Here is a 26,222-nt window from a genome sequence, read left to right as displayed (position 1 = left end):
ATAATCAAATTTTTAACCTCTATCTAAGATCATATACGTATAAGCCCAAAGAAAGTTTCAATATTATCATAATTAATATATTGTAATCCTTATTTAATGAATTCCTCGCTTTTTAATTTTTTATCTGTCCAAAGGGCAAGTTGAATAGTTAAAGCATCTTTGAACACTTTGGGGTCGTAACCTGTTTCTTCTTCTATTTTATTGAGGCGATAAATGAGTGTGTTTCTGTGAAGATATAGGTCATCAGCAGTCTTTTGGATATTTAAGTTGTTTTTAAAATAAGCTTCAAGAGTATCAGCAAATTTATTTAACGTTTTATTCATGATTCTATTGGAGAACCTTTCACCCCAGGCGCGATCTATTTTATAAATTAAGGCTTTAGCTTCCACTTCAGCGAATGAAATTAAATCTTCTTCAACATCCGTAATTTTAAGGGCGAGGTCACAATCAATATAGGATTGGTTAAATTTACTCATTGATTGAAAAGGAGTACTGTAGGCGAGCCGGAATTTCAACCGGAGTTTCTTCAACTCAAGGTAAATACTCCGAAGCTTTTTGTCTGCTTCTTGCTGAGTTAATCCTAAAAAAGCAACAAACATTCGATTAATACTAATAAATCCAACAAGCCCGTGCTTTTCACCAATGATTCCTTCCATTTTATCAGTTAATGATTGATTCATTATGTTCCGTTCTGTTAATTGAATGATATGTGTGATAAATGGTGACTTAAGGTTTAATCCAATTAGATTAAGTCCACGTTCGATATTGCTATAGGAAGGAGAACCCTTTAATAATTCTTCAATAATCATTTCTTTTGTGCGTTGTTTCCATTCTAATTGAGAAGCAATAAACTTCTCCTTAATCATGAGCTCAGTAGTCATTTTTACGATGCCACCAAGCTCTTTAATGTCTTCAGGATTTCCCGTAATCCCAATCACTCCCACAATTCTATCCTGAAAAAGAATAGGGAGGTTAATGCCAGGTTGAGCTCCTCTCCAAACTCCTTTTTCATTGGGATGAATGATAAGTGTTTTACCGCTTTTTAGAACTTCAAGTGCTCCCTCATGAATATCATCGATCCTAGAAGTATCGCCCGAGGCAATGATAATCCCCTTTTCATCCATAATATTGATATTTCGGTTTAGGCGAAGAGAGGTTTCTAGTACAATGGTTTTTGCAATTTCTCTTGTTAACATATTTTTCCTCCGAAAATTTAGTTAAACTATACGAAAAATTCTAAAAATAAACTCTTTTTTTTATATGGTACACCCGATGTTTTCTATAATCAAGCTTAGTATAATGAAAATTATTAATGAAAGCGTTTTCGGAAGGAGCGGTGATATGAAAATTGTCATAGCCCCAGACTCATTTAAGGGGAGTTTAACGGCAGTTGAAGCAGCTAAAGCAATAGAAAAAGGCATTCACAAGGCATTTCCAGATTCCGTTAGTCTTTGTCTTCCTGTTGCTGACGGGGGAGAAGGAACTCTAGATACTTTAGTTGCTGCCACTAATGGACAAAAAATACCAGTCTATGTTACCGGACCTCTAGGTCAAAAGGTGGAAGCTGAATACGGTATATTAGGTGATGGAAAAACCTGTATCATTGAAATGGCTAAGGCCTCGGGGATATCATTAGTACCTCGAGAAGAGCTTAATCCTTTAAAAGCTACTACCTTTGGAACAGGAGAACTTATAAAGCAAGCTTTAGATGATGGCTTTAAGTCATTCATTTTAGCAATAGGTGGATCAGCTACCAATGATGGGGGAGCGGGAATGCTCCAGGCCTTAGGTTTAGCCCTTTTAGATGAAAAGGGTGAAAGCATTTCACCTGGTGGTGCTGAGCTTAAAAAAATCCATTCTATCGATTTAAGAAAATTTGACGAGAGAATCCAAGATTGCAGGTTTTTGATTGCCTCTGATGTAGAAAATCCTTTAATTGGTCCACATGGAGCATCACATGTGTTTGGTCCACAAAAAGGAGCAACTCCCGACATGGTTCAATTGTTAGATAAATGTCTAGCTCATTGGGCAGATGAAGTCGAAAAAGTAACCGGTATCCATCTTCATGATTTACCAGGAGCAGGAGCTGCAGGTGGAATTGGAGGGGCATTTCAAGCATTTTTTCCTTCTAGTATGCAACGAGGGATTGATGTTGTTATTGAACATACTGGACTTCAAGCGGCCCTCGAGGGAGCCGACCTTGTTATTACTGGAGAGGGACAAGTAGATTTTCAAACTGCCTCAGGAAAGACTCCGATGGGGGTAGCTCAGGCTGCTAAATTACAGAATATTCCAACGATTATTCTTGCCGGATCTATCGGAACAGGTATAGATGTTTTATATCAACATGGTATTGTTAGCGTTAATAGTATTATGAATCAACCAATGACATTAAGTGAAGCCATCGAGAATGCGGCAGATTTATTAGTACAAAGTGCAGAACAAGTAGTAAGGTCCTTTTTTTACTATCAAACATTAATATCTAGAAAGGTGGTCACGTAAATGAAAATTAAACAAACAATCGAAAAAGTCCCTGGAGGTCTCATGGTTGTACCGTTAATGCTAGGGGCACTACTAAATACTGTCGACCAACTGCATATACCGGTTGTAATGGACTTTTTAAAATCTCTAGGAGTTTCTCAAACACCAGAAGGGAATTTTGAGTTTCTGAGAATAGGAGGATTCTCAGAAGCCCTATTTAAAAATGGCGCACTTGTCTTAATTGCATTATTTCTATTTAGTGCAGGAAGCCAAATGAATTTAAGAGTGGGAGGATCAGCCTTAAAAAAGGGCGTCTTACTTACTACTTCTAAATATTTAACAGGATTAGGGATAGGGGTATTATTCGGATACCTATTTGATCCAATGGCAGGACTTTTTTGGTCTTTCAACAGTTGCTATTATTGCAGCAATGACAAATGGTAATGGTGGAATGTATGCGGCATTAACCGGTCAATATGGCAACCGTTCAGATGTAGGAGCAGTTGCGGTTTTATCTCTGAATGACGGTCCTTTCTTTACTCTAATGTCTTTAGGATTATTAGGTTCTAAATTTCCGGTTATAGCATTTATTGCTGTTTTATTACCTATTGCAATTGGAATGATTCTAGGAAACTTAGATCCTGAAATTCGTGAATTCCTAAAAGCAGGAGAAATTTTACCGGTACCGTTCTTTGCCTTTGCTTTAGGTGCAGGAATGAACTTTGCTAGTTTCTTTAATCCTTCCGTTGTAGCAGCAGGCCTAACACTAGGAATTCTTACTACTGGTCTTACAGCAACTACTGGAATATTAGTATTTAAATTATTTAGAGAAAAAAGTCTGATTGCACCAGTCTCAGAAGCTTCTACTGCAGGTAACGCGGTTGGTACTCCAGCAGCAATTGCAGCTGCAGCAGCAGTCGCAGCTGGGGCAGGGATGATGAGTAAAGCGGAAGCAGCTAGTTACGCAGAAATTGCTAACCTTGCAACAGCTCAAATTTCTATATCTGTTTTGACAACTGCTATTTTGTGCCCAATTGCTGTTATCCTTGTTGATAAGTACCAAAAGAGAAAAGGAATTGATGGTAAACTTGAAGTTGTTGCAACCAACCAAGCTACTCCACAATCAATTGCAAAATAAAAATTTCACCCCTGAGTACTCTTTCAGGGGTGAGATTATTTTATTGGAAAAATTTTCAGTAAATTAAAAATTTATGTTTCCTCTATGTAGATGTAATAAGTTGACTTGCATAAATAACAAAAAGAGAGGGATTTAGTGATGGAAACAACCTTACTATATGGAAAAAACGGTTTAACCGTTAATATACCTGATCATGCCTTTATTGTAGAACCCAATCATTTGCCAGGATTGGATCATGATGAGGAAGCGATAAAAGCTGCCTTGAACAATCCTATTGGTACACCACCTCTAAGGGAAATGGTGAAGTCTACTGATACTGTGGCAATAGTTATTAGTGACATTACCCGACCTACACCGAATCACAAACTAGTGCCGATATTGATTCAAACACTTGACCATGTTCCTTTAGAAAACTTTGTCATTATTAATGGAACAGGTACTCACCGTGACCAAACAAAAGAAGAATTTGTACAGATGCTTGGGGAATGGGTAGTAGATAATGTGCGCATCATTAACAATCAATGTCATGATAAAGAAACATTAGTTAATATTGGTAAGAGTAAGTTTGGGTGTGATGTATACTTAAATAAGGAATATGTAGAAGCTGACTTTCGAATTGTCACAGGTTTTATCGAGCCGCATTTTTTTGCTGGGTTTTCAGGAGGTCCAAAAGGAATTATGCCTGGTATAGCTGGAATTGAAACGATCATGACCTTCCATAACGCTAGAATGATAGGGGATGCACGCTCAACTTGGGGAAATATGGTGGATAATCCTGTTCAAGAGATGACTCGTGAAATAAATCGGATGTGTAAACCAAGTTTTATGTTAAATGTAACGTTAAATCGAGAAAAGGAAATTACGGCAGTGTTTGCGGGTGAATTGTATGAAGCACACGACAAAGGTTGCGCATTTGTGAAAGAACATGCCATGATCCGATGTGATGAGCGATTTGATGTTGTGATTACTTCAAATTCCGGTTACCCACTTGATCAAAATCTTTATCAAGCTGTTAAAGGAATGAGTGCCGCTCATAAAATCGTTAAAGAAGGAGGAGCGATTATTGTCGCTTCCGAATGTTCGGATGGACTCCCAAGTCATGGTAACTATTCGAAAATATTCGAATTAGCTGAAAGCCCGCAAGCTTTATTAGATTTGATCAATGATCCGAACTTTAAAATGTTTGATCAATGGCAGGTTCAGAAGCAAGCAGTCACCCAGGTTTGGGCAGATATCCATGTTTTCTCACAGCTATCTGATGAACAAGTACTTGGTACCATGTTAAAACCCTCCCATAATATTGAACAAACGTTGGAGGAATTAAAGCAAACTTACGGTGAAAATATGTCGATCGCTGTTTTACCGTTAGGTCCACTAACCATTCCTTACGTCGAAGAGTAATTGAGGCTGATGGACAATGGAAAAAATCTTTTTAATTGCAGATGATCGAACAAGTGTGGATCACGGTACAGCATTTGATATTACGGGTAAAGGGGTTGCAAGCGAGGAAAGTCTAGTAGAGTCAATAAGACAGGCAGTTGAGCTTGCCCCAAAACATGTATAAAGGGTGATTAAATTGCTAGAAATGAAATATAACAAACTTCAAGAAATATTAAGAGAAATGAAAACAGTAGTCATCGCCTTTTCTGGCGGGGTAGACAGTACCTTTTTATTGAAGGCAGCACTCGATACTCTTGGCCGGGAAAACGTATTGGCTGTAACAGCAGATAGTGAGACCTACCCTTTTGAGGAATTACAAGAAGCTATTGGACTCGCAGAACAGTTGGGTGCAAAGCATGAGGTAATCCAAACATCGGAATTAAATATTCCGGGTTATTCTGAGAATACATCGAACCGCTGTTATTTTTGTAAAAAAAGCTTGTTTGAACATCTTGTCCCAATCATGATCGAAAATAATTACAATAATGTAGCTTTCGGGCTAATCGCAGACGATCTTGGGGAACATAGGCCAGGAACAAAAGCGGCGAGAGAGTACAATGTAAGGGGACCACTTCAGGAAGCAGATCTCTATAAGAGTGAAATTCGTGAACTGTCACAACAAATGAGTCTACCTACTTGGGATAAGCCTTCCTTTGCTTGCCTTTCATCAAGGATTGCTTATGGAGAGCATATTACGATAGAAAAATTAAAAAAAATAGATAAATCTGAACAAGCTATTCGAGCCCTTGGAATTCGGCAAGTGCGGGTACGTACCCATGGTGAGATTGCTAGAATTGAAGTAGAACCACAAGAAATGCAGCACTTATTGGAACATCATCAAGAAATCACAGCAAAACTTCAAGAATTTGGATATACCTATGTCACGATGGATCTTATTGGTTATAAGAGTGGTAGTATGAACAAAGTTTTGCAAGAGGCAGCGAGGTAGATACAAGATGGGAAGTCTTTTGGGAGTTTTAGGAATAGGGTTTTTATTGGGACTGAAGCATGCATTAGAACCTGACCATATTATTGCGGTTTCTACAATAGCAGGCAAGCAAAAATCACTTTTTCATTCCAGTTTTTTAGGTGTTTTTTGGGGGATAGGACATACCTTGACCTTACTAGGAGTATTTCTTATTTTAGCCATTACAAAAGGAAGTATCCCTCAAAAGTGGGGTATGGCATTTGAAATGGGTGTAGGTGTTATGCTCATCTACCTTGGAACTCTTTCTTTTTTAACATTAAAAAAGAACCATATAAAGAAAGAAACCAAGGAAAACAAACAATTTTTCTTAAAATCTATGTTCATTGGTCAAATCCATGGACTAGCAGGAAGTGCTGCAATGACATTGCTAGTTGTCTCGGCAGTTGATTCCATCAGAAGTGCGGTTCTTTATATTGGGGTGTTCGGCGCTGGTACCATTCTCGGTATGCTTCTGTTTACCTTTGCGATTAGCCTGCCATTTGTCTTTTCAGGAAAAACGCAAAAGCTGGACCGTATATTAACAGGGTCAGCCGCAATCGTTAGTATTTGTTACGGAATTTACTATATATATTTAATGGGATATCAAGAAGGCTTCTTTATTTAATACAAAACTTTAAGACAGCAGGTGAAATCATGAGGAAATTTGAAGATTTGGGATTCAGTAAAGTAGATATTGATCGAGAAAGACGTACTGGTTATCCAGAAGTGATTTATGGGGAAGGAAAAACCTCTGATCAAATTAACCTTATTATGGAGAAACTGATTGAATCTCACGGGAAAGTAATGGTTACTCGTCTATCAGAAGAGAAGGCAGCGTTACTGTTAGAGAATTATCCTTCTGCACGCTACGATGCGGTATCACGTATTATGCTTTATGGTACAGCTTCCAGGCAATACCACGGTGAAGTAATGGTGATGTGTGCAGGTACCTCGGATTTACCTGTTGCAGAAGAAGCCGCGATTACTGCAGAGTGGATGGGATGTAAAGTGAACCGACTTTATGATGTCGGGGTGGCAGGGATTGATCGTTTATTAGCCTATCGCGAGGAAATTACCAAAGCTAGTGTTCTAATTGTGGTGGCAGGGATGGAGGGAGCATTGCCTAGTGTTGTAGGTGGATTAGTAAGGCGTCCGGTTATTGCTGTACCGACTTCTGTAGGATATGGAGCGCATCTTCAAGGGTTAACTCCTCTACTAGGGATGTTAACATCATGTGCTTCAGGAATGAGTGTTGTAAATATTGATAATGGATTTGGAGCAGCTTATCAGGCAGCTCTCATCCTTCAGCTCGCTTCAGAGGGGGTAAACAATGAACATACTATATCTTGATTGCCAATCTGGAATTTCTGGAGATATGACATTATCAGCATTAATCGATTTAGGAGCGGATATAACTTATATTAAAGAACATTTGATGAAGCTGCCAATTGATCCTTTTTCTTTAAATGTGAAGCAAGTGGATAAGAAAGGAATCTCTGCAAAACTGCTTGATCTTCACTTTAATGAAGAAGAACACGTTCATGATGAGCATTTGGGTAGCCATGGGCACCTTCATGAAGAGCATAGCCACTCACATAGCGGCCACCATCATCATCATCATGAAGAGCATAGCCACTCACACAGCGGGCACGATCATCACCATCATGAAGATCATAGCCACTCACACAGTGGGCACGATCATCACCATCATGAAGACCACAGCCACTTACATAGTGAGCACCATCATCACGGTCATGAAGGACAAGCACATATTCATAATCATAGTCACTCACACAGAAAAGCTTCGACCATTTTCAATATGATAAACGAAAGCGAGTTACCTAGCCGAGTTAAGACGAGAAGTAGTGCAGTTTTTCAGGTGATAGCTGAGGCAGAGGGAAAAATACACGGCATGGATCCAAAAGATGTCCACTTTCATGAGGTAGGGGCAATGGACTCGATTATAGATGTAATTGGGGTATGTTTGGCCCTTGAGAATTTGGATATCGATAAGATTATTGCTTCACCGGTTCCAACTGGATATGGGAAAGTCATGATGGCACATGGTCTATACCCTATTCCAGCGCCAGCTACTGCTGAAATTTTAAGAGGTGTTCCTTTAGCCGATTTTCATGTAAAGGGAGAGTTAACGACTCCAACAGGTGCTGGTTTTCTAAAAGCACTAGCGGATGACTATGGTCATATACCTGCAAAGTCAATAGAGCGGATTGGTTATGGAGCTGGAAAAAAGAATTTTGATCACCCTAATGTATTACGTGTTCTTCTTTTTAAAGCGAAGGAAGAACCTCAAAGGGAAACTATATCTATACTTGAATGTCAGTTAGATGATATAACAGGGGAAACCTTGGGATATGTCATGGAAAAGATTCTTAAAAACGGAGCACTAGATGTATATTTTACTCCAATAACCATGAAAAAAAGCAGACCTGGTTCACTTATTACAGTTCATACAAAGCCACAGGATAGTGGAGTAATGGAGGAGCTGTTGCTTAAAGAAACTAGTACTTTTGGAGTTCGTAAATCTGAGTGGTCAAGAAGAATCCTATCACGTCGATTTGAAAAAATAGAAACCATTTATGGGGATTTAACAGTTAAAATAGGATACGAGGGTGAAAAGATTTATAAAATTACACCCGAGTATGAGGAAATAAAAGAAGCCGCAATTGCATTCAATGTTCCTCTCTTGGAGGTTTATGCTGTCGTTCAGGCGGAAGCAAGGAAGATGATTGAGTCAAGCGAAACTCAAATTCCGTTGCCAAGTAAGTAGAACTAAAAAATTTTCCATTTAAAAAGATCTTCTATTCAAACAAGGATAGAAGATCTTTTTATTTACCAGTTTTTTGTAGCGCGTTAACAGTTACAAATGTATATCCCTCTTCTGTAAGTGCCTTTAATATCCCCTCAATTGCCTTTAACTCTTCACCAGTTTGGTCATACATCGGATGCATCAAGATAATAGATCCAGGTTTTATATTTTTTCTCACATAGTTTATTTTATCAGTCGCAGAGGAGAAATAGCTATCTGGTTCCAAACTCCACATAATCGTATCTCGATGATGTGTATGAAGGTAATATGGTAATCCGATGAGTTTTTTACCATTAGGTGGACGGACATCAATTTCACCCTTAAATCCTGCTTCACGGATTAGTTGATCTGTTGTATCTATCTCTTTCTTAATATAGGACGGTGTTTTAAATACCATTCGATTATGCGAATATGTGTGATTTCCTAGCTGATGCCCCGCTGCAGCTATTTTCGCCGCTTCCTCTGGATTCTGTTCCATATCGTGACCAATGAGGAAAAAAGTAACCTTTGCGTTGTATTGATCCAATAATGGCAGGATGGAATTTACATTTTTAGACGGTCCGTCGTCAAAGGTTAAAGCAATTGCCTTTTGATTGGTCTCCACTTTATTCGTAAGTCTGCCAAAAAATTGGAATGTTCGCATATTCATTAATTTATAGGTACCGAATAATAAAAGGAAAACGATTAAAATTCCTGTTACTATAAATAGTAATCTTTTTTTCATAAAATAAAACCTTTCTAGTTATAAAATTTATCTTCTCTATTTCATTATAGCAAATGGAAAGAGAAATTTAGAATCACAAAAAGGGTGCTGTCCCAACTTTGGATCAGCACCCTGTATAAATTAAATAATCTAATAAATAGTTAGTTTTCTTGCTCAAAAGCTCTTTCTTCACCATAAGAAAGTGGAATGACATCTGTTTTTTTATATTCCTTTAATAGTTCTTTTAATTCGTTATCCTTATCAACCATAAAGTCAACAACAGGGAAAGCCTGTAATAATTGCGTTAAGGAATCAGGAGATGCCGCGGTTTCCATTGTAGGGAAGGTGTGACTTGGAATCACGTATTTTACATTTAATAGGTGTTTCACGGCATAAGCCGCTTCCTTAGGACCCATTGTAAAATGGCCTGAAGATGAAAGAATGGCAATGTCTGGCTGATAGACATCTTGAATCAGCTTCATATCTAGCATCAAGGCGGTATCCCCTGAGTGATAGACAGTATAATCATTTTTAAAATCAAACACATAACCAGCAGATTCACCAGCGTATACTGGTGGACCTTGTGTTTCTCCATAAGAGGAGGTATGTTTAGCCTGTACCATTGTGACACTTACATCTTCAAATGATACGGAACCACCAAAATTAACGGGAAATACATTTTTGATTCCTTGCTGGAGAAGAATTAGCGCTAGTTCATATTGTGCCACAATCATGATATCTGGTTTGCTTTCCACTAACTTTGAAAGCCCGCTTGTATGATCAAAATGTCCGTGTGTGAGAAACACACAATCAATTGATTGATAAAAATCCGAAGTGTTTAACTGGGGTGGAAAACCAGGATTTAAATCAAAAAATGGATCGATTAAATAGTTTTTTTCCATATTACTTTTTAAAACATACATTGCATGACCTAAACGTTGAATTCTCATTAAAAAGTCCCCCTTAAACCTAATCATAAACAACATCCACAATTATTCTATTTCGTATTTAGATAATAAGAACATGTTATTTTTACTAGGATAAACAGGATTCATCCGGTATAAAAGTTTACTAGCAATTTTCCAAAGAAATCTTTCCCTCGTGAAACATTCTTATCTAAAGCCTACTTATATAAGTCCGCGCAAAAAGGTTGCTCTAGACCCACCCATAACATAGTTGATATGATATGGAAGGAATTTGTGGGGGGTCAGAAGAATGGATGAGCAGAAATATAAAGACCTTAAATTAGGAGAACGAGGCGCAATGATTAGTATTGTTGCCTATATTATTCTATCAGCCATAAAACTAGTTATCGGATATATGAGTGATTCAGCTGCTTTAAGAGCTGATGGGCTAAACAATACAACAGACATTATTGCATCGATTGCGGTCCTTATTGGGTTAAAAATATCGCAACGACCGCCTGATAACGATCATGGCTATGGTCATTGGAAGAGTGAGACCATCGCTTCCATGGTGGCTTCATTTATTATGATTGCCGTTGGTATCCAGGTGTTGATGGATGCCATTCCCTCTATGTTCCAGGGGAGGAATGAGTCTCCTGATATGCTTGCTGCCTATGTAGGGGTAGGTTCCGCGATCGTCATGGTAGGTGTTTATTTTTATAATAAAAAGTTGGCTTTGAAAATTAATAGCAAAGCCGTGATGGCCGCCGCCAAAGATAATCTTTCCGATGCATGGGTAAGTATAGGAACGGCTGTGGGAATTATTGGATCGCAATTACATATGCCTTGGCTTGATACATTAACGGCAATTATTGTCGGAGTTTTGATCTGTAAAACAGCTTTGGATATCTTTTTGCAAGCTTCTCATGAACTTTCAGATGGATTCGATGAACAGAAGATTCAACTTTATCAGGAGGTCATTACAAAACTAGATGGCGTGAAAGGCATTAAAGAATTGAAAGGGAGAAACTACGGCAATAATGAAGTCATTGATGTGGTGATTATCGTTCAGTCCACATTAGATATTCGAGCCGCCCATGACATTGCCACCCGTGTAGAAAAAGTTTTGATGAGTGACTATGGTGTCTATGATGTTCATGTCCATGTCGAGCCGAATTATGAAAAGGTTCGGGGATAGCAGGCGAACAGTGACTAAGACTGTTCGCCTTATTAATTTGTGTTCATTTAATCCACAGCTTCCTAAAATCCACAAAACCAAAGGACTCAAACTCTATGTCTTTAATCATTGGATGGAAGATTCGGTCTTTAATAGGATGGTATAAATAAATAAACAGATGTTCTGTACGTAGATAGTTCTCCACTTCATCCAATAAATTCTCCCTTTTTTCCCATGAAGCCTCTTGTATTATTTTTTCAAAATATTTTTCTATAGTATTCAGATGTTCAGATGAAAAGAACCGATTGAAGATAAGCGTTTTATTTAGAAATGCTCCAATAAAGGACAAATGGTGGTCATTTGAAGCCACTTCTCCCATAAAAATCATGTCAGCTGCTTCGATGGTTGGGTAATATAATTCTTCGATAGTATAAGTTTCTATCTCCAGATTAATGCCATACTTGATTGCTTGTCTTTTTATCCAATTTGCCTCTTCTTGGTACCTTGGGTATGTCAAGGTGTATATGGTAAGAGTTTCGCCTCCGTAACCGGACTTTTCTATTAATGGCATTATTCGTTCTTTCATTTTTATCTGGGGTTTTGATTTCCAATAAAAATAGCTTGAGGCTTCCTTCAAATCTGTTCGTCCAAGATCTGCCCACATCTCCTTAATATCGATTAAATGATACATGACTTCACGGAAGGATTGATTAGCGATCATCGAAGGCTTTTTTAAGTTAAAAGCAAGGAATCGAAAACCAACTTCACTGGCTGGCTTTCGAATGGTAGTATCAGAGCTGCCAGGACCATCCACCACATAGGTAATATAAGGTGCGGTTTCCTTTGATACACAATAAAATTCAATTTCATCTAGAAATGGCCGGGGAAGGAAGTAGTCGTTAAATGCTTCTAATATCAGTACCGTATCCGTTCTCTTTTTCAATTGGAATGGTCCCGTGCCAATCCATCGGTATTCATCGAAGGGTTCATTGGCTGGCAAAATGACTAGATTGTGAGAACTCAGGTATCTAAGGAAAAACGGATTTGGAAGCTTTAAGTGAAAACGTATGATATATGGTGAAGGACAATCGATTGCTTGGATATCCTCCAGTAGCCAATAGTGAGGGGAGCCCCCTTCATAAAAACGCTCAAACGTATATTTGACGTCTTGGCTTGTGAAAAAGTGTTGGTTATGAAATCGTACGCCTTTTTGGATATAAAAGGTCCACAGCAGTTGATCTTCGCTCACTTCCCAATGATGGGCCAGGTGAGGTAAAACCTCATCCCTTTTTTCATCATAGATCACTAACGTATCACCAAGTTGATGGATTAAAAATGTTTCAAAGTTTACAGATGTATGCAGGGGATCAAGCGTTGTCAGCTTTCGTGTAATTACTGTGCGAAGAATATCCCTAGTTTCATGGTTGGAGCGCCAGCCAAGGAGGCTTTGAATCTCGGTCGATACATTGGCAATCCATGTTTTCGGGATCGGAAGCTGCAATAACTGAATGAGATCTTCTAATCGATCGTTTTGCACCAATTGGTCAACCGCTGTGTAAACCTCCTGATGAAATGGCATGGCAAAACAAAGCTGTGAAGAATTCCCACGCCCTTTTCCAGGGGTGTACTTGCACTTTCCTTCATCCTGAAAGCTTTTTAGTTTCCTCTTTACATTTTTCTGCGTGCAATACCACAACGCCTCTAACTCATGTAATTTAAATTCCACTGAGTTCATACTTTCCTTCGGATAAAAGTAAGCCCTCATCTGAAAATAGTCAAAATCCTTCAACATCTCATTCGGTACCCCTGTTTCTTATCCCTCAGAACGTTTCCGTTAAAAGTGGACATTTATGCTTGAATTATACCCTTTTTATTCCATTTTGGACACAGCATAATGAATGACAAGAAGAAGTATTAGATTACAAAAAACGAAGGCAGGGATCATGATGAAAAATATAAAAATAGTTGGCATATGTGGAAGTTTGAGAAAGGACTCGATTAACAAAAATCTTCTGTTACACATAAGCAGGAATCTTCCCGAAAATTACACCTTTGGGCTGGCGGACTTATCAGAAATACCGCTTTATAATTCAGATTTAGAAGAAGATCTTCCTCAGGCAGTAAAAGGTTTGGCTGAGCAGGTTAAACATGCGGATGCTGTTTTGATTAGTTCTCCAGAATATAACTCATCAGTGACCGGTGTGTTAAAAAATACCCTCGATTGGTTATCAAGACCGATCGTTGATACACCCTTGTCTAATAAAATCGTGGCCATCATGGGGGCCACACCAGGGATACTAGGGACGGTAAGAGCACAATTGCACTTAAGAGAGATTTTATTTGCCTTAAATGTCCAATTAATAAGGAGACCAGAGGTATTAATTCCACATGCTTCAACTAAATTTAATGAATTCGGTGAGATTGTTGATGAAAGGGCGGTCGTTGTATTCAAACAGCTAACAGAAGCGCTTGTGGAGGAAATTAAACGCTCAAAGCAGTAAAAAAGAAAGCTTTACAAAAAATGTGTCGAATAAATGGGTTATTTTTTAGAGAAAATAAAATTGACTCTATACTGTAGGGGGGTATAGTATAGAGTAAACTAGAAAAATAAGGAAGGATGTTGTATATATGACTACCCAGCCATTTATCCTTGCACTAAATAAACAAGTACCAAAAAGACTAGCGCTTTTCACATTTTTATTAGGAATTTTTATGGGAGCTTTAGACAACGGGATCGTTGGCCCTGCACTTAGTTCAATTAACGAACATTATCATGTGACTGCATCATGGGGTGTGTGGAGCTTTACCATTTACACATTGTTTTTTGCGGTAAGTATTCCGGTTATGGGGAAGCTATCTGATCGCTTTGGAAGAAAAACCATCTTTACTACTGGAATCAGTTTATTCGCCATCGGTTCACTATTATCTGCTTTTGCACCTAGTTTCATCGTGTTTTTAATAGGCAGGGCCATTCAAGCCATAGGGACTGGGGGTATATTCCCAATTACAGCTGCACAGATTGTAGCTACTTATCCACCTGAAAAGAGAGGAACTTATTTAGGCTATATTGGAGTGGTATTCGGAGCTGGCAGTATTTTAGGTCCAGTGGCAGGAGGATTAATTATTGGACATCTTCAATGGCAGTGGATTTTCTTGATTAATGTCCCGATTGCCATCATCATCCTTATCCTTCTTACCCAGGTGAAAATAGAACAACAAGTGGTGAAAAAGCCAATCGATACGCAGGGAATATTTCTTTTAACAGCCACCATTTTAAGCATCATGCTGGGGGTTACTTTAGAAAATGTCGTATTAATCGGCATGGGGATTGCATTGTTTTTCATCATGATTCCTATTGAGAAAAAAGCAGTTGATCCAGTCATGTACATTCAGTACTTTACCAAAAGAAACACATTGTTCATTTTGCTCTTGTCCCTAGCATCCGGCTTCATTATGGCATCTACTATAAATTTACTGCCATTGTTTTCTGAAACCACCCTTGGTCTTAATAAAGGGGAATCCGGTCTAGGTGTTACTCCCTTAGCCATCTCCTCAATGATTGCTTCCCTTATAGGAGGAATGTTGGTTGATAAAATTGGTGCGAAAATAGTGTTGATAGCAGGGTTTGTGTTATCGCTAATTGGCGCAGTTTCCTTAGCCTTCGTTGTAAACAGCATTCTAACGCTCGTTTTAACGATCATTGTTATGGGATTTGGAATTGGGATTATTATCGGGGCACCGCTAAATGTGATGATTATGCAAAATATCAAATTAGAGGAGACAGGTTCAGCAGTGGGATATTTAAGCTTGTTCAGATCGTTAGGGTCAACAATGGGACCTACCATTGCAGGGATTATTCTAACTGTTTTTGATAATGGTTTTACGTTCATATATATCATCAGCACGATTTTGACTATTGCTAGTCTACTTTTGATTCTTGCTCTGAAAAGAAACAGCGTGCCTAGAAGTAGAATCGTAAATACGGAAGAAGGGGTTTAGTTGAAAAATTATGCACCGTATGTTGCAGCGTTTTTAAATGCAACCATCGTTGGTTTATCCTTTTTATTCACAAAAATTGCGATTGGATCAACATCGCCTATTGACACTCTTGGCTATCGGTTTCTTGTGGGGTGGATTGTTTTAACGATTTATATGAAAGTCTTTGTGAAAGAAAAGCTTGTCATTTCTTTTGAAAATAAGAGGCTTGTCATATCCTTAGTGAGCCTAGCATTATTCTACCCCACCTTATTTTTTAGCTTCCAAGCATTCGGCCTGAACTATACATCATCGGCCGAAGGAGGAATTATTTTAGCCTTTTCGCCTGCCTTAACGGCCCTTTTTGCTGCATTTTTTCTAAAGGAAAAAATAAATGTTACGCAGATTTTTTTTATCTTTTTATCCATCTTTGGGGTAGTCTTTGTTTTCTTGATGAATGGTGTGGTCTTAAAGATGTCACAGGGGCAGGTCATAGGAATTGTATTTTTAATCATTTCTTGTTTATCGATATCTAGCTATGCTGTACTGGCGAGGTCACTTTCCGTTTCCTACCGCCCGATTCAGTTAACGTACATCATGGTCACATTCGGTTTGATATTCTTTAATCTGGTTGCCATTATTCAACGAACTATTAAGGGTAACGTCTTAGAATACTTTAGTCTCGTCATGAAGCCGGATTTTTTGATGGCTGTGCTTTTTTTAGGCGGATTTGCAACGATGCTAACATCCTTCCTATCAAATTATATCTTGTCAAAACTGACCGCTTCTAAAATGAGTATCTTCTCAAATTTTTCAACTGTGATTTCAATCCTAGCTGGCGCAATTGTCCTTCATGAGGAGATCAAGTTTCACCACATTGTTGGATCAATCATGATTATCACAGGTGTGTTGGGGGCTAATTTCTATAAAGGTAAAGTAAGCAGGAGGTTAAAATATCCTGCTGAAAAAAATAAACCTGGGGAGGTTTTACGATGAGAGTTCTTTTAATAGGAGCTACTGGTACGATTGGAAGTGCGGTCCAAAAGGAATTGGCCTCGCGGCATGAAATCATTTCTGCTGGACGTACTCGTATGGATGTGTTTGTAGATATTACATCGCCAGAAAGCATTAAACAGATGTATAAAAAAATAGGTAAAGTGGATGCAGTTGTTAGTACGGCTGGTGCCACATACTTTGGCTCTTTAAAGGAGCTAACGCCGGAAAACAATGAAATATCGATTCAAAGCAAATTAAAAGGACAGGTAAATCTAGTTTTATTGGGATTAGCCCATGTAAACAATGGGGGCAGTTTTACGCTGACAACGGGTATTATCATGGATGATCCAATCATCGGAGGAGCATCTGCAGCGTTAGTTGGAGGAGCGATACAAGCGTTTGTTAAGTCGGCGGCCATTGAGATGCCACGTGGCATACGAATTAACAATGTGAGCCCAAATGTGGTTGAAGAATCCTTAGATAAATATGGACCTTTTTTTCCAGGATTCGAATCAGTCCCAGCAAGCAGAGTGGCCAAAGCTTATTTGAAAAGTGTAGAAGGGGCACAAACAGGGCAGACCTATAGAGTCTATTGACTAGCTGAAAATCTTTGATTCTTAGATTCAGCGCTAGATCTTATAAAAAAACTTTAAAGGCAGTGTGATTCATACACCAAATCACACTGCTTCTTCAAAATTAGATACTGTAAAAACTATAGTTATCCTAATTATATCCCCTATTTTACTTACAATAGCGCGCAGCTTTCTTGAATATGCATAACCCAAAGAGAAGAAAAGCAAGGAAGCCGATTAACGCAATAAGGATATTTAAAATATGACCAAGATATCCTAGTTCAAGTAATTCAAAGAAATCAGAAATTACCCCTAAAACTGCAAGTAGTAACCATATCGTACCAGTTAAAAATCCAAGGAAAACACCAAAAATACTACAGTGAGAATGACATTTACCATGATCCTGTCCCATAGAGATTCACCCCCTGTTAATGGTTGTTCAACATTATCGTATGCGTGACATTAAGTGCTTGTTTATAAGAACAACAAAAAGAGGCTTGTATACTATTTGGGATTGATTGTTATCATTTCGGGAGTATCTAAAGTTGCCTTAAGATTGTTATAAGTATAATAATTACAACATTAATGAAACCTATTGAAGCAAAACACAACCTGAATTAGAATGATATCTATTCCTTAAATATTTATAACATTGTTATCCTTGTATAATATCAGTGTCGTTGGTCTGATAGTTTCTACCTGGCAGCCGCAAAATGCCGGACTACAAGGAAGTATGAAGAAACGTAGTCTTATGTCAGGTTGGCTTAGATGAATGGATTCTGTAAAAAACAGTCCTTACTTTTTCATGCTTTCTGTCTGTGGCGGAAGGTATGAAAAGGGAAGGACTTTTTCTATTGTAAATAAACGTTTTGGGAAATGATAAGCAAAAGGAGTGAGTAGCGTGTATTTTTTGTTGAATGTAGTTGGAGTACTAGTTGTTATGGGCCTCGTTTATTTATGCTCACCTAATAAAAGAAACGTAAAATGGAAGTCCATTTTGACATTGTTGGTTGCTGAATTGACGATTACGTGGTTTATGTTATCTACGAAAATTGGGTCATGGATTATTAATAAAATAGCTTCTTTCTTTACTTGGTTAATTGCCTGTGCAAACGAAGGGATTTCTTTTGTTTTCCCATCTGTCATGGCGAATGAACATGTAGATTTCTTTTTTAGTGCTTTAATGCCAATTATTTTCATTATTACTTTCTTTGATATTTTAACTTATTTCGGAATCTTAACATGGATTATTGATAAGGTGGGCTGGGTCATATCAAAAATATCCGGCTTGCCAAAGCTTGAGAGTTTCTTCTCCATCCAAATGATGTTTCTTGGAAATACGGAGGCACTGGCTGTCATCCGTCAACAAATGACTGTTTTAAAAGAACATCGCCTATTAACATTTGGAATCATGAGTATGAGCAGTATCAGTGGATCAATTATCGGGGCTTACTTAACAATGGTTCCAGCCACCTATGTATTTGTGGCCATTCCGTTGAATTGCTTCAATGCGCTTTTGATAGCAAATATGCTGAATCCTGTGGAAGTGAGTAAAGAGGAAGATATCGTGTATGTTCCTTCTAAGGAAGAGCGAAAAGATTTCTTTTCAACGATCTCTAACAGTATGCTTGTCGGAATCAAAATGGTCATTGTGATTACGGCGATGGTCATTGGTTACGTGGCCTTAACCGCTGGTGTAAATGGAATATTAGGATTTATTGTGAAGGGCTTAACCATTCAAAAAATATTCTCCGTTATCTTTAGTCCATTTGCCTTCTTGCTTGGTTTAGGGGGAGCTGATGCGATGTATGTGGCACAGTTAATGGGAATCAAGCTTGCTACTAATGAGTTTGTTGCAATGATGGACTTAAAGGGTAAGATCAATGGATTGGCTCCGCATACGGTTGCGGTGGCGGTTACGTTCCTAACATCATTTGCTAACTTTAGCACAGTCGGTATGATCTATGGTACATTTAACTCCATTCTGGGTGAAGAGAAATCAAATATCATCGGGAAGAATGTGTGGAAGCTACTAGTAAGTGGAGTGGGAGTATCTTTATTAAGTGCGATGATTGTTGGCTTGTTCGTTTGGTAATAAGAGAAATCTATTATAGATTTTACTACTAACGCTAGTACGGAAAATGAATATTGTAACAAATAAAATGACTTTGGTACCTGCATTATCGAAAGGTGAACAGTGACAGAAATTGTTCTCCTTTTTCAAGTATAATGATATCTGAACTACGTACAAAACAAAACTATTAAATATTATTTTGTGAAAAAATCAGGGAGCAGTGACCAAGATGAATAGGGAAATTTATATATATTAAAGTGAGAGAGCATTAATAATCCTATCTAAGTAATTTTTTCGAAATATTTTCAAAATACACTTGTAAGATATTAGTGCTCTTTGTTATAATTTATCTAGGTTAATCGATTAAACTATATATCCTGGAGGCGCTAGGTGAAGAAAAGGAAAACATTAAAAGATGTTGCAGATTTATCAGGCGTTTCTACTGCAACAGTATCATATGTAATAAATAAAACTAAAAAGGTAAGTCCAGAAGTTGAAAAAAAAGTTTTAGAGTCGATGAAAGCGCTTAACTATCAGCCTGATATGTTAGCTAAGAGCTTGAGAGTCAAGGAGTCCAAATTAATCGGACTTATGATATCTGATATTGCGAATTCCTTTTTTGCTTCTATTGTGAGAGGGATTGAAGATGAATTATCAAAAAGTGGTTATAATGTCCTATTGTGTAATTCGGATTCAAATATTGAAAAGGAACAAAACTACTTGAATCTCTTACTTGGAAAAAGGATTGATGGTCTAATTATTTCAGCTGCGGGGAGTTCCAATCACTACTTTAATAAGCTGAAAAATATGGGGGTACCAGCCGTTTTTTTAAATCGTAGCCCTGATTATGCTAACTTGGATACTGTAACTACAGATAATTACGGAGGAAGTTACCAGGCGACTGAGCATTTAATTGAGCATGGTCATAAGAAAATTGGAATTATTACTGGAATTCAAACGATTAGTACAGGGAGAGAAAGGTTTTTGGGATTCAAACAAGCTCTATTAGATCACGACTATCAATTGAAAGATCATTGGGTCAAAGAAGGGCAATTTGATGTTGATAGTGGTTATGCTTGTATGAAGCAATTAATGGAACAAGAAGATCCGCCAACAGCAGTGTTTGTTTGTAATAACTCTATGTCTCTTGGCGTTTATCAATATATTAAAGAAGTGGGATTAAGGGTTCCGGATAAAATTGCAATCATTGGCTTTGATGATCCTGAATGGGCCTCAATTGTTGAACCTCAATTGACATCAGTTGCACAGCCAGCTTATCAACAGGGGATACATGCTGCAGAGTTAATAATGGATAAAATTAAAGGACAGACGATAGATCGACGACAAGTGGTAACTCTAAATCCTTTATTAGTTATTAGAAATTCGTGTGGCTGTAAATAAAATTAATATAAAAAGTTAGATAGAGGAGGGGGGAATGCAACAGATTATTATTTTTTTGAATTTTGGTTAATCGATTAAACGAAAAGTACATGGGAGGAAAGAATATGAAAAAAATAATGGTTAATTTGTTAATTGTGTTAACTATTCTTAGTTTAATGACAGCATGTGCTTCCAAGAATACTACAACTAGTAATGAGAAAAAGAATGAAAAGAAGGATGAAGTAACTACAATTACGTGGGCTGTTTTTAAAGACCCAACACCAGCAGTTGATAATTTAATTAAAAAGTTTGAGGCAGAAAATAAAAATATCAAAGTAAACTTGCAAATTCTACCTGCTGGTAGTGATAAGATCCATACAGCATTAGTTACTTCACTGGGTGCCCAAGACGATAGTGTTGATATCGTCTCCATGGATATTATTTGGCCGGCTGAATTTGCAGCAGCCGATTGGATTATTCCTTTAGATAAATATTTTAAGAAAGAAAGCCGCTCTGAATTCTTAAAGGGACCTATTGAAGGGGTTACATATAAAGATAAGGTTTATGCCGCTCCTTGGTATACAGATGCAGGTGTATTATTTTATCGCTCTGATATAGTTAAAACTCCACCGAAAACATGGGATGAATTAATACAAATGTCTAAAGACGGCAGTGGGAAAAATGGAACGGAATATGGATTTGTATACCAAGGGAAGCAATTTGAAGGTTTAGTAACAAATTACTTAGAGTTCTTATGGGGCAATGGTGGACAGGTCCTAAAGGGAAATAAAGCAGTAGTGAATAGTCCTGAGGCTGTAGAAGCATTACAGTTTATGGTAGACCTTGTCAAAAAGGAAAAGGTATCTCCTGAAGGAGTAACTACATATGAAACAGAAGATAGCCGCCGCTTATTTACTGAAGGAAAAAGTGTATTTTTAAGAAACTGGCCGTATGTTTGGGCTAAAAGTTCAGAGGCTGAATCGAAGATTTCTGGAAAAGTTGGTATTGCTCCGATGCCTAAAGGACCAAATGGAGACACAGGAGCTGCTACTCTAGGTGGATGGAATCTTGCTATTAGTAAGTTTTCTAAAAACCAAGATGCAGCATGGAAATTTATTGAATTTGCTATAAGTGAAGAAGGACAAAAAATTAATGCGGTCGATGGCGGACGAATTCCGACTCTTGAGAAGCTTTTTAACGATGATCAAGTATTACAAAAGAACCCTCATTTTAAAGATTTCTTACCAGTATTTTTACAAGCAAAACCAAGACCAGTATCTCCACAGTATCCGGCTATATCGGAAAAGCTACAAATTCATGTTCATAATGCTCTAACAGGGCAAGAATCAGCTAAAGATGCATTAGACAATGCGGCAAAAGAAATTAATCAAATATTAAAGAAATAAGGTGTTAAATTTAGAGGATGAGGGTTCACGCCCTCTTCCGCTAATAAAGAGGTGGAAAGCAGCGATGGATAATCGAAATGAGGTCGTCCAACAACAAAGCATGAGAATGGAAAAAAACAAGAGTAGGAATAAAGTGTTAAATAAGGAACAAAGGGTCGGGTATTTGTTGGTTTTACCCACAATCATTACAATTTGTGTTGTATCCTTATATCCAATCTTAAGAACAGTTTGGTTAAGTCTACATTCCATGCAATTGCAGTTTATGAGTGAATCAAAATTTATTGGATTAGGCAACTATAAATTTCTACTTTCTGACTCGCGATTTTGGCATTCTTTAAGTAATACCGCATTTTTTACCGTTATTTCTGTTGCGTTGGAATTAGTTTTTGGTATTCTTATTGCTTTATTAATCAATAAGCCTTTTAGAGGCAGAGGTCTAGTTCGGGCTTCTGTGTTAATTCCGTGGGCTGTTCCAACCGTGGTTGCAGCGATGATGTGGAAATTTATTTATGATGATCAATTAGGCATTTTGAATGACATCTTGGTAAAGGTAGGAATACTCGATTCATATCGAACATTTTTAGGAACTGAGTCAAGTGCCATGTGGTCGATGATTTTTGCAGATGTTTGGAAAACAACTCCATTTATGGCTTTGCTTCTGTTAGGAGGACTCCAAACGATTTCAAAAGATATTTATGAATCTGCAGAAATAGATGGTGCTAATAAGATTCGCCAATTCTTTTATCTAACCTTGCCGCTATTAAAACCTACGATTTTAGTTGCCCTATTATTTAGAACGCTGGATGCGTTTAGGGTATTTGATTTACCTTGGGTGCTAACAGGAGGAACAGTAGAATCCCTTTCAATCTATGCATATCAATCGCTATTTACGAACTTGGATTTTGGATTAGGATCAGCACTCTCATTTTCAGTTTTTATTTTCGTCATGTTGATTAGTCTTTTCTATATTAAAGTACTCGGTGTGAAAAGGTAGGTGAAAATACATGAGCAAAAGATTGATATTAAAATATGGGAATAAATTTATTTTTGGACTATCTGTGACAGTCTTTTTAGCGATTGTTTTATTTCCTTTCATTTGGCAATTGATCAATTCATTGAAGCCGCCTGGTCAGCTTTATAAAATGCCTCCAGATTGGTGGCCAGAGAAGTTCTTTTTTGAAAACTACATTAATACATTCGTACATTATCCTTTTGCAAATTATATCATTAACAGCTTTCTTGTAGCAGGTGTAACGACTTTATTTTGCTTAGTAGTTGCCTCTTTTACCGCTTATGCTGTCGCTAGACTAAATATTAAAGGTAAAAATTTTATTATGTTAATTGTTCTGACTGTATCGATGTTCCCACCTATAGCAATTATTAGTCCTCTATATCTAATGATGAAAAATGTAGGGCTTTTAAATACTTATTTATCTCTGATTATTCCTTATACCACCTTTGCACTGCCTCTCGCGATTTGGAATTTGTCAACTTTCTTTAAAACGATTCCACTTGAATTAGAAGAGTCAGCAAAAATGGATGGTGCATCAACTTTACAGACGTATTTTAAAATTATCCTTCCTTTAGCCTTACCTGGTGTTTTTACCACAGCTATTATCGTATTTGTTACAGCGTGGAATGAATTTTTGTTCGCATTGACCTTTAATACCAAAGAATTAATGCGTACAGTGCCGGTTGGAATTTCGATGTTCCAAGGTCAATACGACCTGCCATGGGGTGAAATAGCTTCTGCAACAATCATTGTAACCATTCCATTAATTATTTTAGTTTTATTTTTCCAAAAGAAAGTTGTATCTGGATTAACATCAGGGGCAGTAAAAGGATAAAGACAGATAGTATTGGAGTGAAATAGAAATGCTAATCAGCAAGGAATATCAAGTTCATGGCAGTGATTTTACCTTTTTTTCATCCCATGAAAATATGATACTCAGAGTTATTAACGATTCCATTATTAATGTTCGTACAGAAAAAGCGACAGATACGATTACAACAAAAAACTTAAAAAGAGAAGAGGCAAACATTGATATATATAGCTCGGACGAAGGTTTCGAGCTAAAAACGTCAAAAATGTTAGTTAGGATAGATAAAGAAACATTAAAACTTTCTTTTTTTGACCACATGGGTAACGTAATTAATCAGGATCATCCAAAGAATCTTGAGAAACAGCATGCGTCCTTCTGCTATAAAACACTAAAGGAAAATGAACAATTTTTTGGATGCGGTGAACAAGTAGGATTTTTAAATCAACGAGGGAAAAAAATCCAATTTTGGAACTATGCCGAGCCTAAGCATTTTAATGCAATTTCTAATGAAATGTACCAATCTATTCCTTTTTTTATTAGTAAAGAAAATGAGATGGTGTACGGTCTATATTTTGATAATAGTTTCCGTAGTTTCTTTGATTTTGGGACCGAGAGTTCTGAATATTACTCAATTGGTGCAGAAGATGGGGAATTAAATTATTACATTATCTACGGTGCAAATATAAAAGAAGTACTTGAACATTTTACAAATTTAACAGGAAAATCCCCTTTACCTCCACTTTGGTCACTAGGGTATCACCAGTCCAAATGGTCCTATTTCCCTGAAAAGAGAGTTTATGAGGTAGCAAAAACTTTTAGAGAGAAAAATATTCCTTGCGATTCTATTCATTTAGATATCGATTATATGGATAATTATAAAATCTTTTCTTTTAATAAAGAACGGTTTCCTAATCCTAAGAATATGTTTCATGATTTAAACGAATTGGGCTATAAAATGATTGCCATAGTAGATCCAGGGGTAAAAATGGAAACAGGGTATGATGTGTATGAGCAAGGAAAGAGTAATGGGTATTTTTGTAAGAATCCAGATGGAAGTGACTTTATAGGTGATGTGTGGCCTGGAGGCTGTGCATTTCCTGATTTCGCAAATCAAGAAGTAAGAAGCTGGTGGGCTGATCTTAATAAAAAGTTTTTAGAACAAGGCATTAGAGGCATATGGAATGATTTAAATGAGCCATCTATTTTAGTAGAACCACATACAATGTCTAGGGATGTTATCCATCGCTCAATTGATGGAGACAGGACTCATGCAGAAATCCATAACCTTTATGCAAATTATGAAGCAATGGCAACTTTAGAGGGATGGGAAAAATTTGATGAGTCTACTCGTCCTTTTTTATTAAGTAGAGCAGGTTTTGCTGGGATTCAAAAATATGCAGCTGTTTGGACGGGGGATAATACTAGCAGTTGGGATTCACTACTCATTTCCATCCCAATGTTTATGAATTTGGGCTTATCTGGTATTCCGTTTGTTGGCGCTGATGTTGGAGGCTATGCGGGTGAATGCTCTGAAGAACTTTTGATTCGATGGATGCAGCTTGGTGCATTTACACCATTATTTAGAAATCATACACGTAAGGAAGTAAGGGATCAAGAACCGTGGGCTTATAGTGAAAAAGGTGAAAACATCATGAGGAAGTTTATCCAGCTTCGCTACCGATTATTGCCTTATTTTTACACAGCGTTCAGGGAAACTCATGAAAAGGGATACCCTTTATTCCGTCCAATGATCTTTAACTTTGAAAATGAGGTTAACACACATAATATATCAGATCAATTTATGATCGGCGATAGTTTACTAGTCGCTCCAATTTATTTACCTGGTCAAGATTACCGTGCAGTCTATTTACCGGAAGGAACTTGGTATGACTACTGGAATAACAAAAAGTATAATGGCGGTCAATACATTGTGGCAAAAGCTTCACTTGAAACGATGCCGCTATTTGTTAAGTCTGGTGCTGTTATTCCGGAATTCCCAGTAATGAACTATGTTGGAGAAAAAGAGATTAATGAGTTGAAATTTAATGTATATATGGGCAGTGGAGAATATATTTATTACGAAGATGATGGTGCTAGCAAAGAATATTTAGAGCAAAAATATAATAAACGGAAAATTACAGTTGATTCTAGAGATAAAGAGGTTTTCATAACGGTTTCTCCGATTTTTTCAGGTTTTGAATCAAAAGTTTCCACTTATCGATTTACACTTAATGGCATCCATTCAGTGTCATCTATTTACCTTAATGATAAAAATTTAAATTTTATTCAAAAAGATAATCTAGTAGAATTTAGTACTTCCGCAGAAGAGAAAATTAAGATTAAAATAACGATTTAAGG

General features: G+C 37.4%; 22 protein-coding genes, 2 pseudogenes and 1 riboswitch. Of the genes and pseudogenes, 19 read left to right on the top strand and 5 right to left on the bottom strand.

Translation table 11 applies throughout. The annotated features are described in order from the left end of the window. Positions 1–89: 89 nt before the first annotated feature. Positions 90–1,196, bottom strand: a complete 1,107-nt coding sequence (locus tag QFZ87_RS24685) for a CdaR family transcriptional regulator (protein ID WP_309867495.1) — start codon at positions 1,194–1,196, stop codon at positions 90–92. A gap of 145 nt (positions 1,197–1,341) precedes the next feature. Between QFZ87_RS24685 and QFZ87_RS24680 the strand changes: the two genes are divergently transcribed. The 8 genes and pseudogenes from QFZ87_RS24680 to larC all read left to right on the top strand — a co-directional run bounded on the left by QFZ87_RS24680 (position 1,342) and on the right by larC (position 8,814). Beyond that, positions 1,342–2,502: a glycerate kinase gene (locus tag QFZ87_RS24680; RefSeq protein ID WP_309867493.1), complete on the top strand. Its 1,161-nt coding sequence runs from the start codon at positions 1,342–1,344 to the stop codon at positions 2,500–2,502. Then, positions 2,503–3,619, top strand: a pseudogene (locus tag QFZ87_RS24675) (2-keto-3-deoxygluconate permease). Between the two features lie 138 nt (positions 3,620–3,757). Further along, positions 3,758–5,020 (top strand): nickel-dependent lactate racemase, encoded by a 1,263-nt coding sequence (larA, locus tag QFZ87_RS24670; RefSeq protein WP_309867490.1) that lies wholly within the window; start codon positions 3,758–3,760, stop codon positions 5,018–5,020. A 46-nt stretch (positions 5,021–5,066) separates the two neighbouring features. Next, positions 5,067–5,183, top strand: a pseudogene (locus QFZ87_RS24665) (4-hydroxythreonine-4-phosphate dehydrogenase PdxA); the annotation flags it as partial. A gap of 21 nt (positions 5,184–5,204) precedes the next feature. After that, positions 5,205–6,008, top strand: coding sequence for an ATP-dependent sacrificial sulfur transferase LarE (gene larE / locus QFZ87_RS24660; protein WP_396133991.1), 804 nt, complete (start codon positions 5,205–5,207; stop codon positions 6,006–6,008). A 7-nt stretch (positions 6,009–6,015) separates the two neighbouring features. Continuing rightward, positions 6,016–6,651 carry an urease accessory protein UreH gene (locus QFZ87_RS24655; protein ID WP_309867488.1) on the top strand — a complete coding sequence of 212 codons (636 nt, stop codon included), beginning with the start codon at positions 6,016–6,018 and terminating at the stop codon, positions 6,649–6,651. 29 nt (positions 6,652–6,680) lie between these two features. After that, positions 6,681–7,376 carry a nickel pincer cofactor biosynthesis protein LarB gene (gene larB / locus QFZ87_RS24650; RefSeq protein WP_309867486.1) on the top strand — a complete coding sequence of 232 codons (696 nt, stop codon included), beginning with the start codon at positions 6,681–6,683 and terminating at the stop codon, positions 7,374–7,376. After that, the gene (larC, locus tag QFZ87_RS24645) at positions 7,357–8,814 is read left to right on the top strand and encodes a nickel pincer cofactor biosynthesis protein LarC (protein WP_309867483.1); all 1,458 of its coding nucleotides are present in this window, start codon (positions 7,357–7,359) and stop codon (positions 8,812–8,814) included. Before larB ends, larC begins: the two co-directional genes overlap by 20 nt. A 58-nt stretch (positions 8,815–8,872) precedes the next feature. Here larC and QFZ87_RS24640 read toward each other — a convergent pair whose 3' ends face one another. Together QFZ87_RS24640 and QFZ87_RS24635 are read right to left on the bottom strand one after the other, a co-directional pair. Beyond that, positions 8,873–9,577: a polysaccharide deacetylase family protein gene (locus QFZ87_RS24640; protein WP_309867481.1), complete on the bottom strand. Its 705-nt coding sequence runs from the start codon at positions 9,575–9,577 to the stop codon at positions 8,873–8,875. A 140-nt stretch (positions 9,578–9,717) separates the two neighbouring features. Beyond that, on the bottom strand, positions 9,718–10,506 hold the full coding sequence (locus tag QFZ87_RS24635; protein ID WP_309867479.1) for a metal-dependent hydrolase: 789 nt from the start codon (positions 10,504–10,506) through the stop codon (positions 9,718–9,720). A 265-nt stretch (positions 10,507–10,771) separates the two neighbouring features. Between QFZ87_RS24635 and QFZ87_RS24630 the strand changes: the two genes are divergently transcribed. After that, a complete protein-coding gene (locus tag QFZ87_RS24630) occupies positions 10,772–11,659 on the top strand; it encodes a cation diffusion facilitator family transporter (protein WP_309867477.1) in 888 nt (295 codons plus the stop codon). A gap of 43 nt (positions 11,660–11,702) precedes the next feature. On the opposite strand, the gene QFZ87_RS24625 is transcribed toward QFZ87_RS24630, so the two are convergent. Then, entirely contained in the window at positions 11,703–13,430 is a 1,728-nt protein-coding gene (locus QFZ87_RS24625; protein WP_309867475.1) for an SgrR family transcriptional regulator, read from the bottom strand. Positions 13,431–13,581: 151 nt separating this feature from the next. Here QFZ87_RS24625 and QFZ87_RS24620 point away from each other — a divergent pair, with 151 nt between their 5' ends. From QFZ87_RS24620 to QFZ87_RS24605, 4 genes are all read left to right on the top strand, one after another. Next, positions 13,582–14,139, top strand: a complete 558-nt coding sequence (locus QFZ87_RS24620) for an NADPH-dependent FMN reductase (protein WP_309867473.1) — start codon at positions 13,582–13,584, stop codon at positions 14,137–14,139. A gap of 127 nt (positions 14,140–14,266) precedes the next feature. Then, positions 14,267–15,637 (top strand): MFS transporter, encoded by a 1,371-nt coding sequence (locus QFZ87_RS24615; RefSeq protein ID WP_309867471.1) that lies wholly within the window; start codon positions 14,267–14,269, stop codon positions 15,635–15,637. After that, a complete protein-coding gene (locus tag QFZ87_RS24610; protein WP_309867470.1) occupies positions 15,638–16,609 on the top strand; it encodes a DMT family transporter in 972 nt (323 codons plus the stop codon). Next, entirely contained in the window at positions 16,606–17,205 is a 600-nt protein-coding gene (locus QFZ87_RS24605; protein WP_309867469.1) for a short chain dehydrogenase, read from the top strand. The genes QFZ87_RS24610 and QFZ87_RS24605 overlap by 4 nt, the downstream gene beginning before the upstream one ends. A gap of 145 nt (positions 17,206–17,350) precedes the next feature. Here QFZ87_RS24605 and QFZ87_RS24600 read toward each other — a convergent pair whose 3' ends face one another. Then, a complete protein-coding gene (locus tag QFZ87_RS24600) occupies positions 17,351–17,593 on the bottom strand; it encodes an ABC transporter (RefSeq protein ID WP_309867468.1) in 243 nt (80 codons plus the stop codon). Positions 17,594–17,822: 229 nt separating this feature from the next. Then, a riboswitch (purine riboswitch) is annotated at positions 17,823–17,925 on the top strand. Positions 17,926–18,082: 157 nt separating this feature from the next. On the opposite strand from QFZ87_RS24600, the gene QFZ87_RS24595 reads away from it, so the two are divergent. From QFZ87_RS24595 to QFZ87_RS24570, 6 genes are all read left to right on the top strand, one after another. Beyond that, on the top strand, positions 18,083–19,276 hold the full coding sequence (locus QFZ87_RS24595) for a nucleoside transporter C-terminal domain-containing protein (protein ID WP_309867465.1): 1,194 nt from the start codon (positions 18,083–18,085) through the stop codon (positions 19,274–19,276). 369 nt (positions 19,277–19,645) lie between these two features. After that, complete coding sequence (locus QFZ87_RS24590) at positions 19,646–20,656, top strand: LacI family DNA-binding transcriptional regulator (protein ID WP_309867463.1); 1,011 nt, start codon at positions 19,646–19,648, stop codon at positions 20,654–20,656. A 104-nt stretch (positions 20,657–20,760) separates the two neighbouring features. Next, the gene (locus tag QFZ87_RS24585; protein ID WP_309867460.1) at positions 20,761–22,041 is read left to right on the top strand and encodes an ABC transporter substrate-binding protein; all 1,281 of its coding nucleotides are present in this window, start codon (positions 20,761–20,763) and stop codon (positions 22,039–22,041) included. 64 nt (positions 22,042–22,105) lie between these two features. After that, positions 22,106–23,035: a carbohydrate ABC transporter permease gene (locus tag QFZ87_RS24580; RefSeq protein WP_309867457.1), complete on the top strand. Its 930-nt coding sequence runs from the start codon at positions 22,106–22,108 to the stop codon at positions 23,033–23,035. 10 nt (positions 23,036–23,045) lie between these two features. Further along, complete coding sequence (locus tag QFZ87_RS24575) at positions 23,046–23,888, top strand: carbohydrate ABC transporter permease (protein WP_309867454.1); 843 nt, start codon at positions 23,046–23,048, stop codon at positions 23,886–23,888. Positions 23,889–23,916: 28 nt separating this feature from the next. Next, complete coding sequence (locus tag QFZ87_RS24570) at positions 23,917–26,220, top strand: glycoside hydrolase family 31 protein (protein WP_309867451.1); 2,304 nt, start codon at positions 23,917–23,919, stop codon at positions 26,218–26,220. Positions 26,221–26,222: the final 2 nt, after the last annotated feature.

Source organism: Bacillus sp. SLBN-46 (genome assembly GCF_031453555.1).
Classification (GTDB): domain Bacteria; phylum Bacillota; class Bacilli; order Bacillales; family Cytobacillaceae; genus Neobacillus.
The sequence above is the reverse complement of the archived record's forward strand: the minus strand, read 5'-3'. Positions and strand labels throughout refer to the sequence as shown.

Coding starts and splice junctions, on each gene's coding strand:
- QFZ87_RS24685 (WP_309867495.1), bottom strand. CDS start 1,196: ATGTTAACAAGAGAAATTGCAAAAACCATTGTACTAGAAACCTCTCTT.
- QFZ87_RS24680 (WP_309867493.1), top strand. CDS start 1,342: ATGAAAATTGTCATAGCCCCAGACTCATTTAAGGGGAGTTTAACGGCA.
- larA (WP_309867490.1), top strand. CDS start 3,758: ATGGAAACAACCTTACTATATGGAAAAAACGGTTTAACCGTTAATATA.
- larE (WP_396133991.1), top strand. CDS start 5,205: ATGAAATATAACAAACTTCAAGAAATATTAAGAGAAATGAAAACAGTA.
- QFZ87_RS24655 (WP_309867488.1), top strand. CDS start 6,016: ATGGGAAGTCTTTTGGGAGTTTTAGGAATAGGGTTTTTATTGGGACTG.
- larB (WP_309867486.1), top strand. CDS start 6,681: ATGAGGAAATTTGAAGATTTGGGATTCAGTAAAGTAGATATTGATCGA.
- larC (WP_309867483.1), top strand. CDS start 7,357: ATGAACATACTATATCTTGATTGCCAATCTGGAATTTCTGGAGATATG.
- QFZ87_RS24640 (WP_309867481.1), bottom strand. CDS start 9,577: ATGAAAAAAAGATTACTATTTATAGTAACAGGAATTTTAATCGTTTTC.
- QFZ87_RS24635 (WP_309867479.1), bottom strand. CDS start 10,506: ATGAGAATTCAACGTTTAGGTCATGCAATGTATGTTTTAAAAAGTAAT.
- QFZ87_RS24630 (WP_309867477.1), top strand. CDS start 10,772: ATGGATGAGCAGAAATATAAAGACCTTAAATTAGGAGAACGAGGCGCA.
- QFZ87_RS24625 (WP_309867475.1), bottom strand. CDS start 13,430: ATGTTGAAGGATTTTGACTATTTTCAGATGAGGGCTTACTTTTATCCG.
- QFZ87_RS24620 (WP_309867473.1), top strand. CDS start 13,582: ATGATGAAAAATATAAAAATAGTTGGCATATGTGGAAGTTTGAGAAAG.
- QFZ87_RS24615 (WP_309867471.1), top strand. CDS start 14,267: ATGACTACCCAGCCATTTATCCTTGCACTAAATAAACAAGTACCAAAA.
- QFZ87_RS24605 (WP_309867469.1), top strand. CDS start 16,606: ATGAGAGTTCTTTTAATAGGAGCTACTGGTACGATTGGAAGTGCGGTC.
- QFZ87_RS24600 (WP_309867468.1), bottom strand. CDS start 17,593: ATGGGACAGGATCATGGTAAATGTCATTCTCACTGTAGTATTTTTGGT.
- QFZ87_RS24585 (WP_309867460.1), top strand. CDS start 20,761: ATGAAAAAAATAATGGTTAATTTGTTAATTGTGTTAACTATTCTTAGT.
- QFZ87_RS24580 (WP_309867457.1), top strand. CDS start 22,106: ATGGATAATCGAAATGAGGTCGTCCAACAACAAAGCATGAGAATGGAA.
- QFZ87_RS24575 (WP_309867454.1), top strand. CDS start 23,046: ATGAGCAAAAGATTGATATTAAAATATGGGAATAAATTTATTTTTGGA.
- QFZ87_RS24570 (WP_309867451.1), top strand. CDS start 23,917: ATGCTAATCAGCAAGGAATATCAAGTTCATGGCAGTGATTTTACCTTT.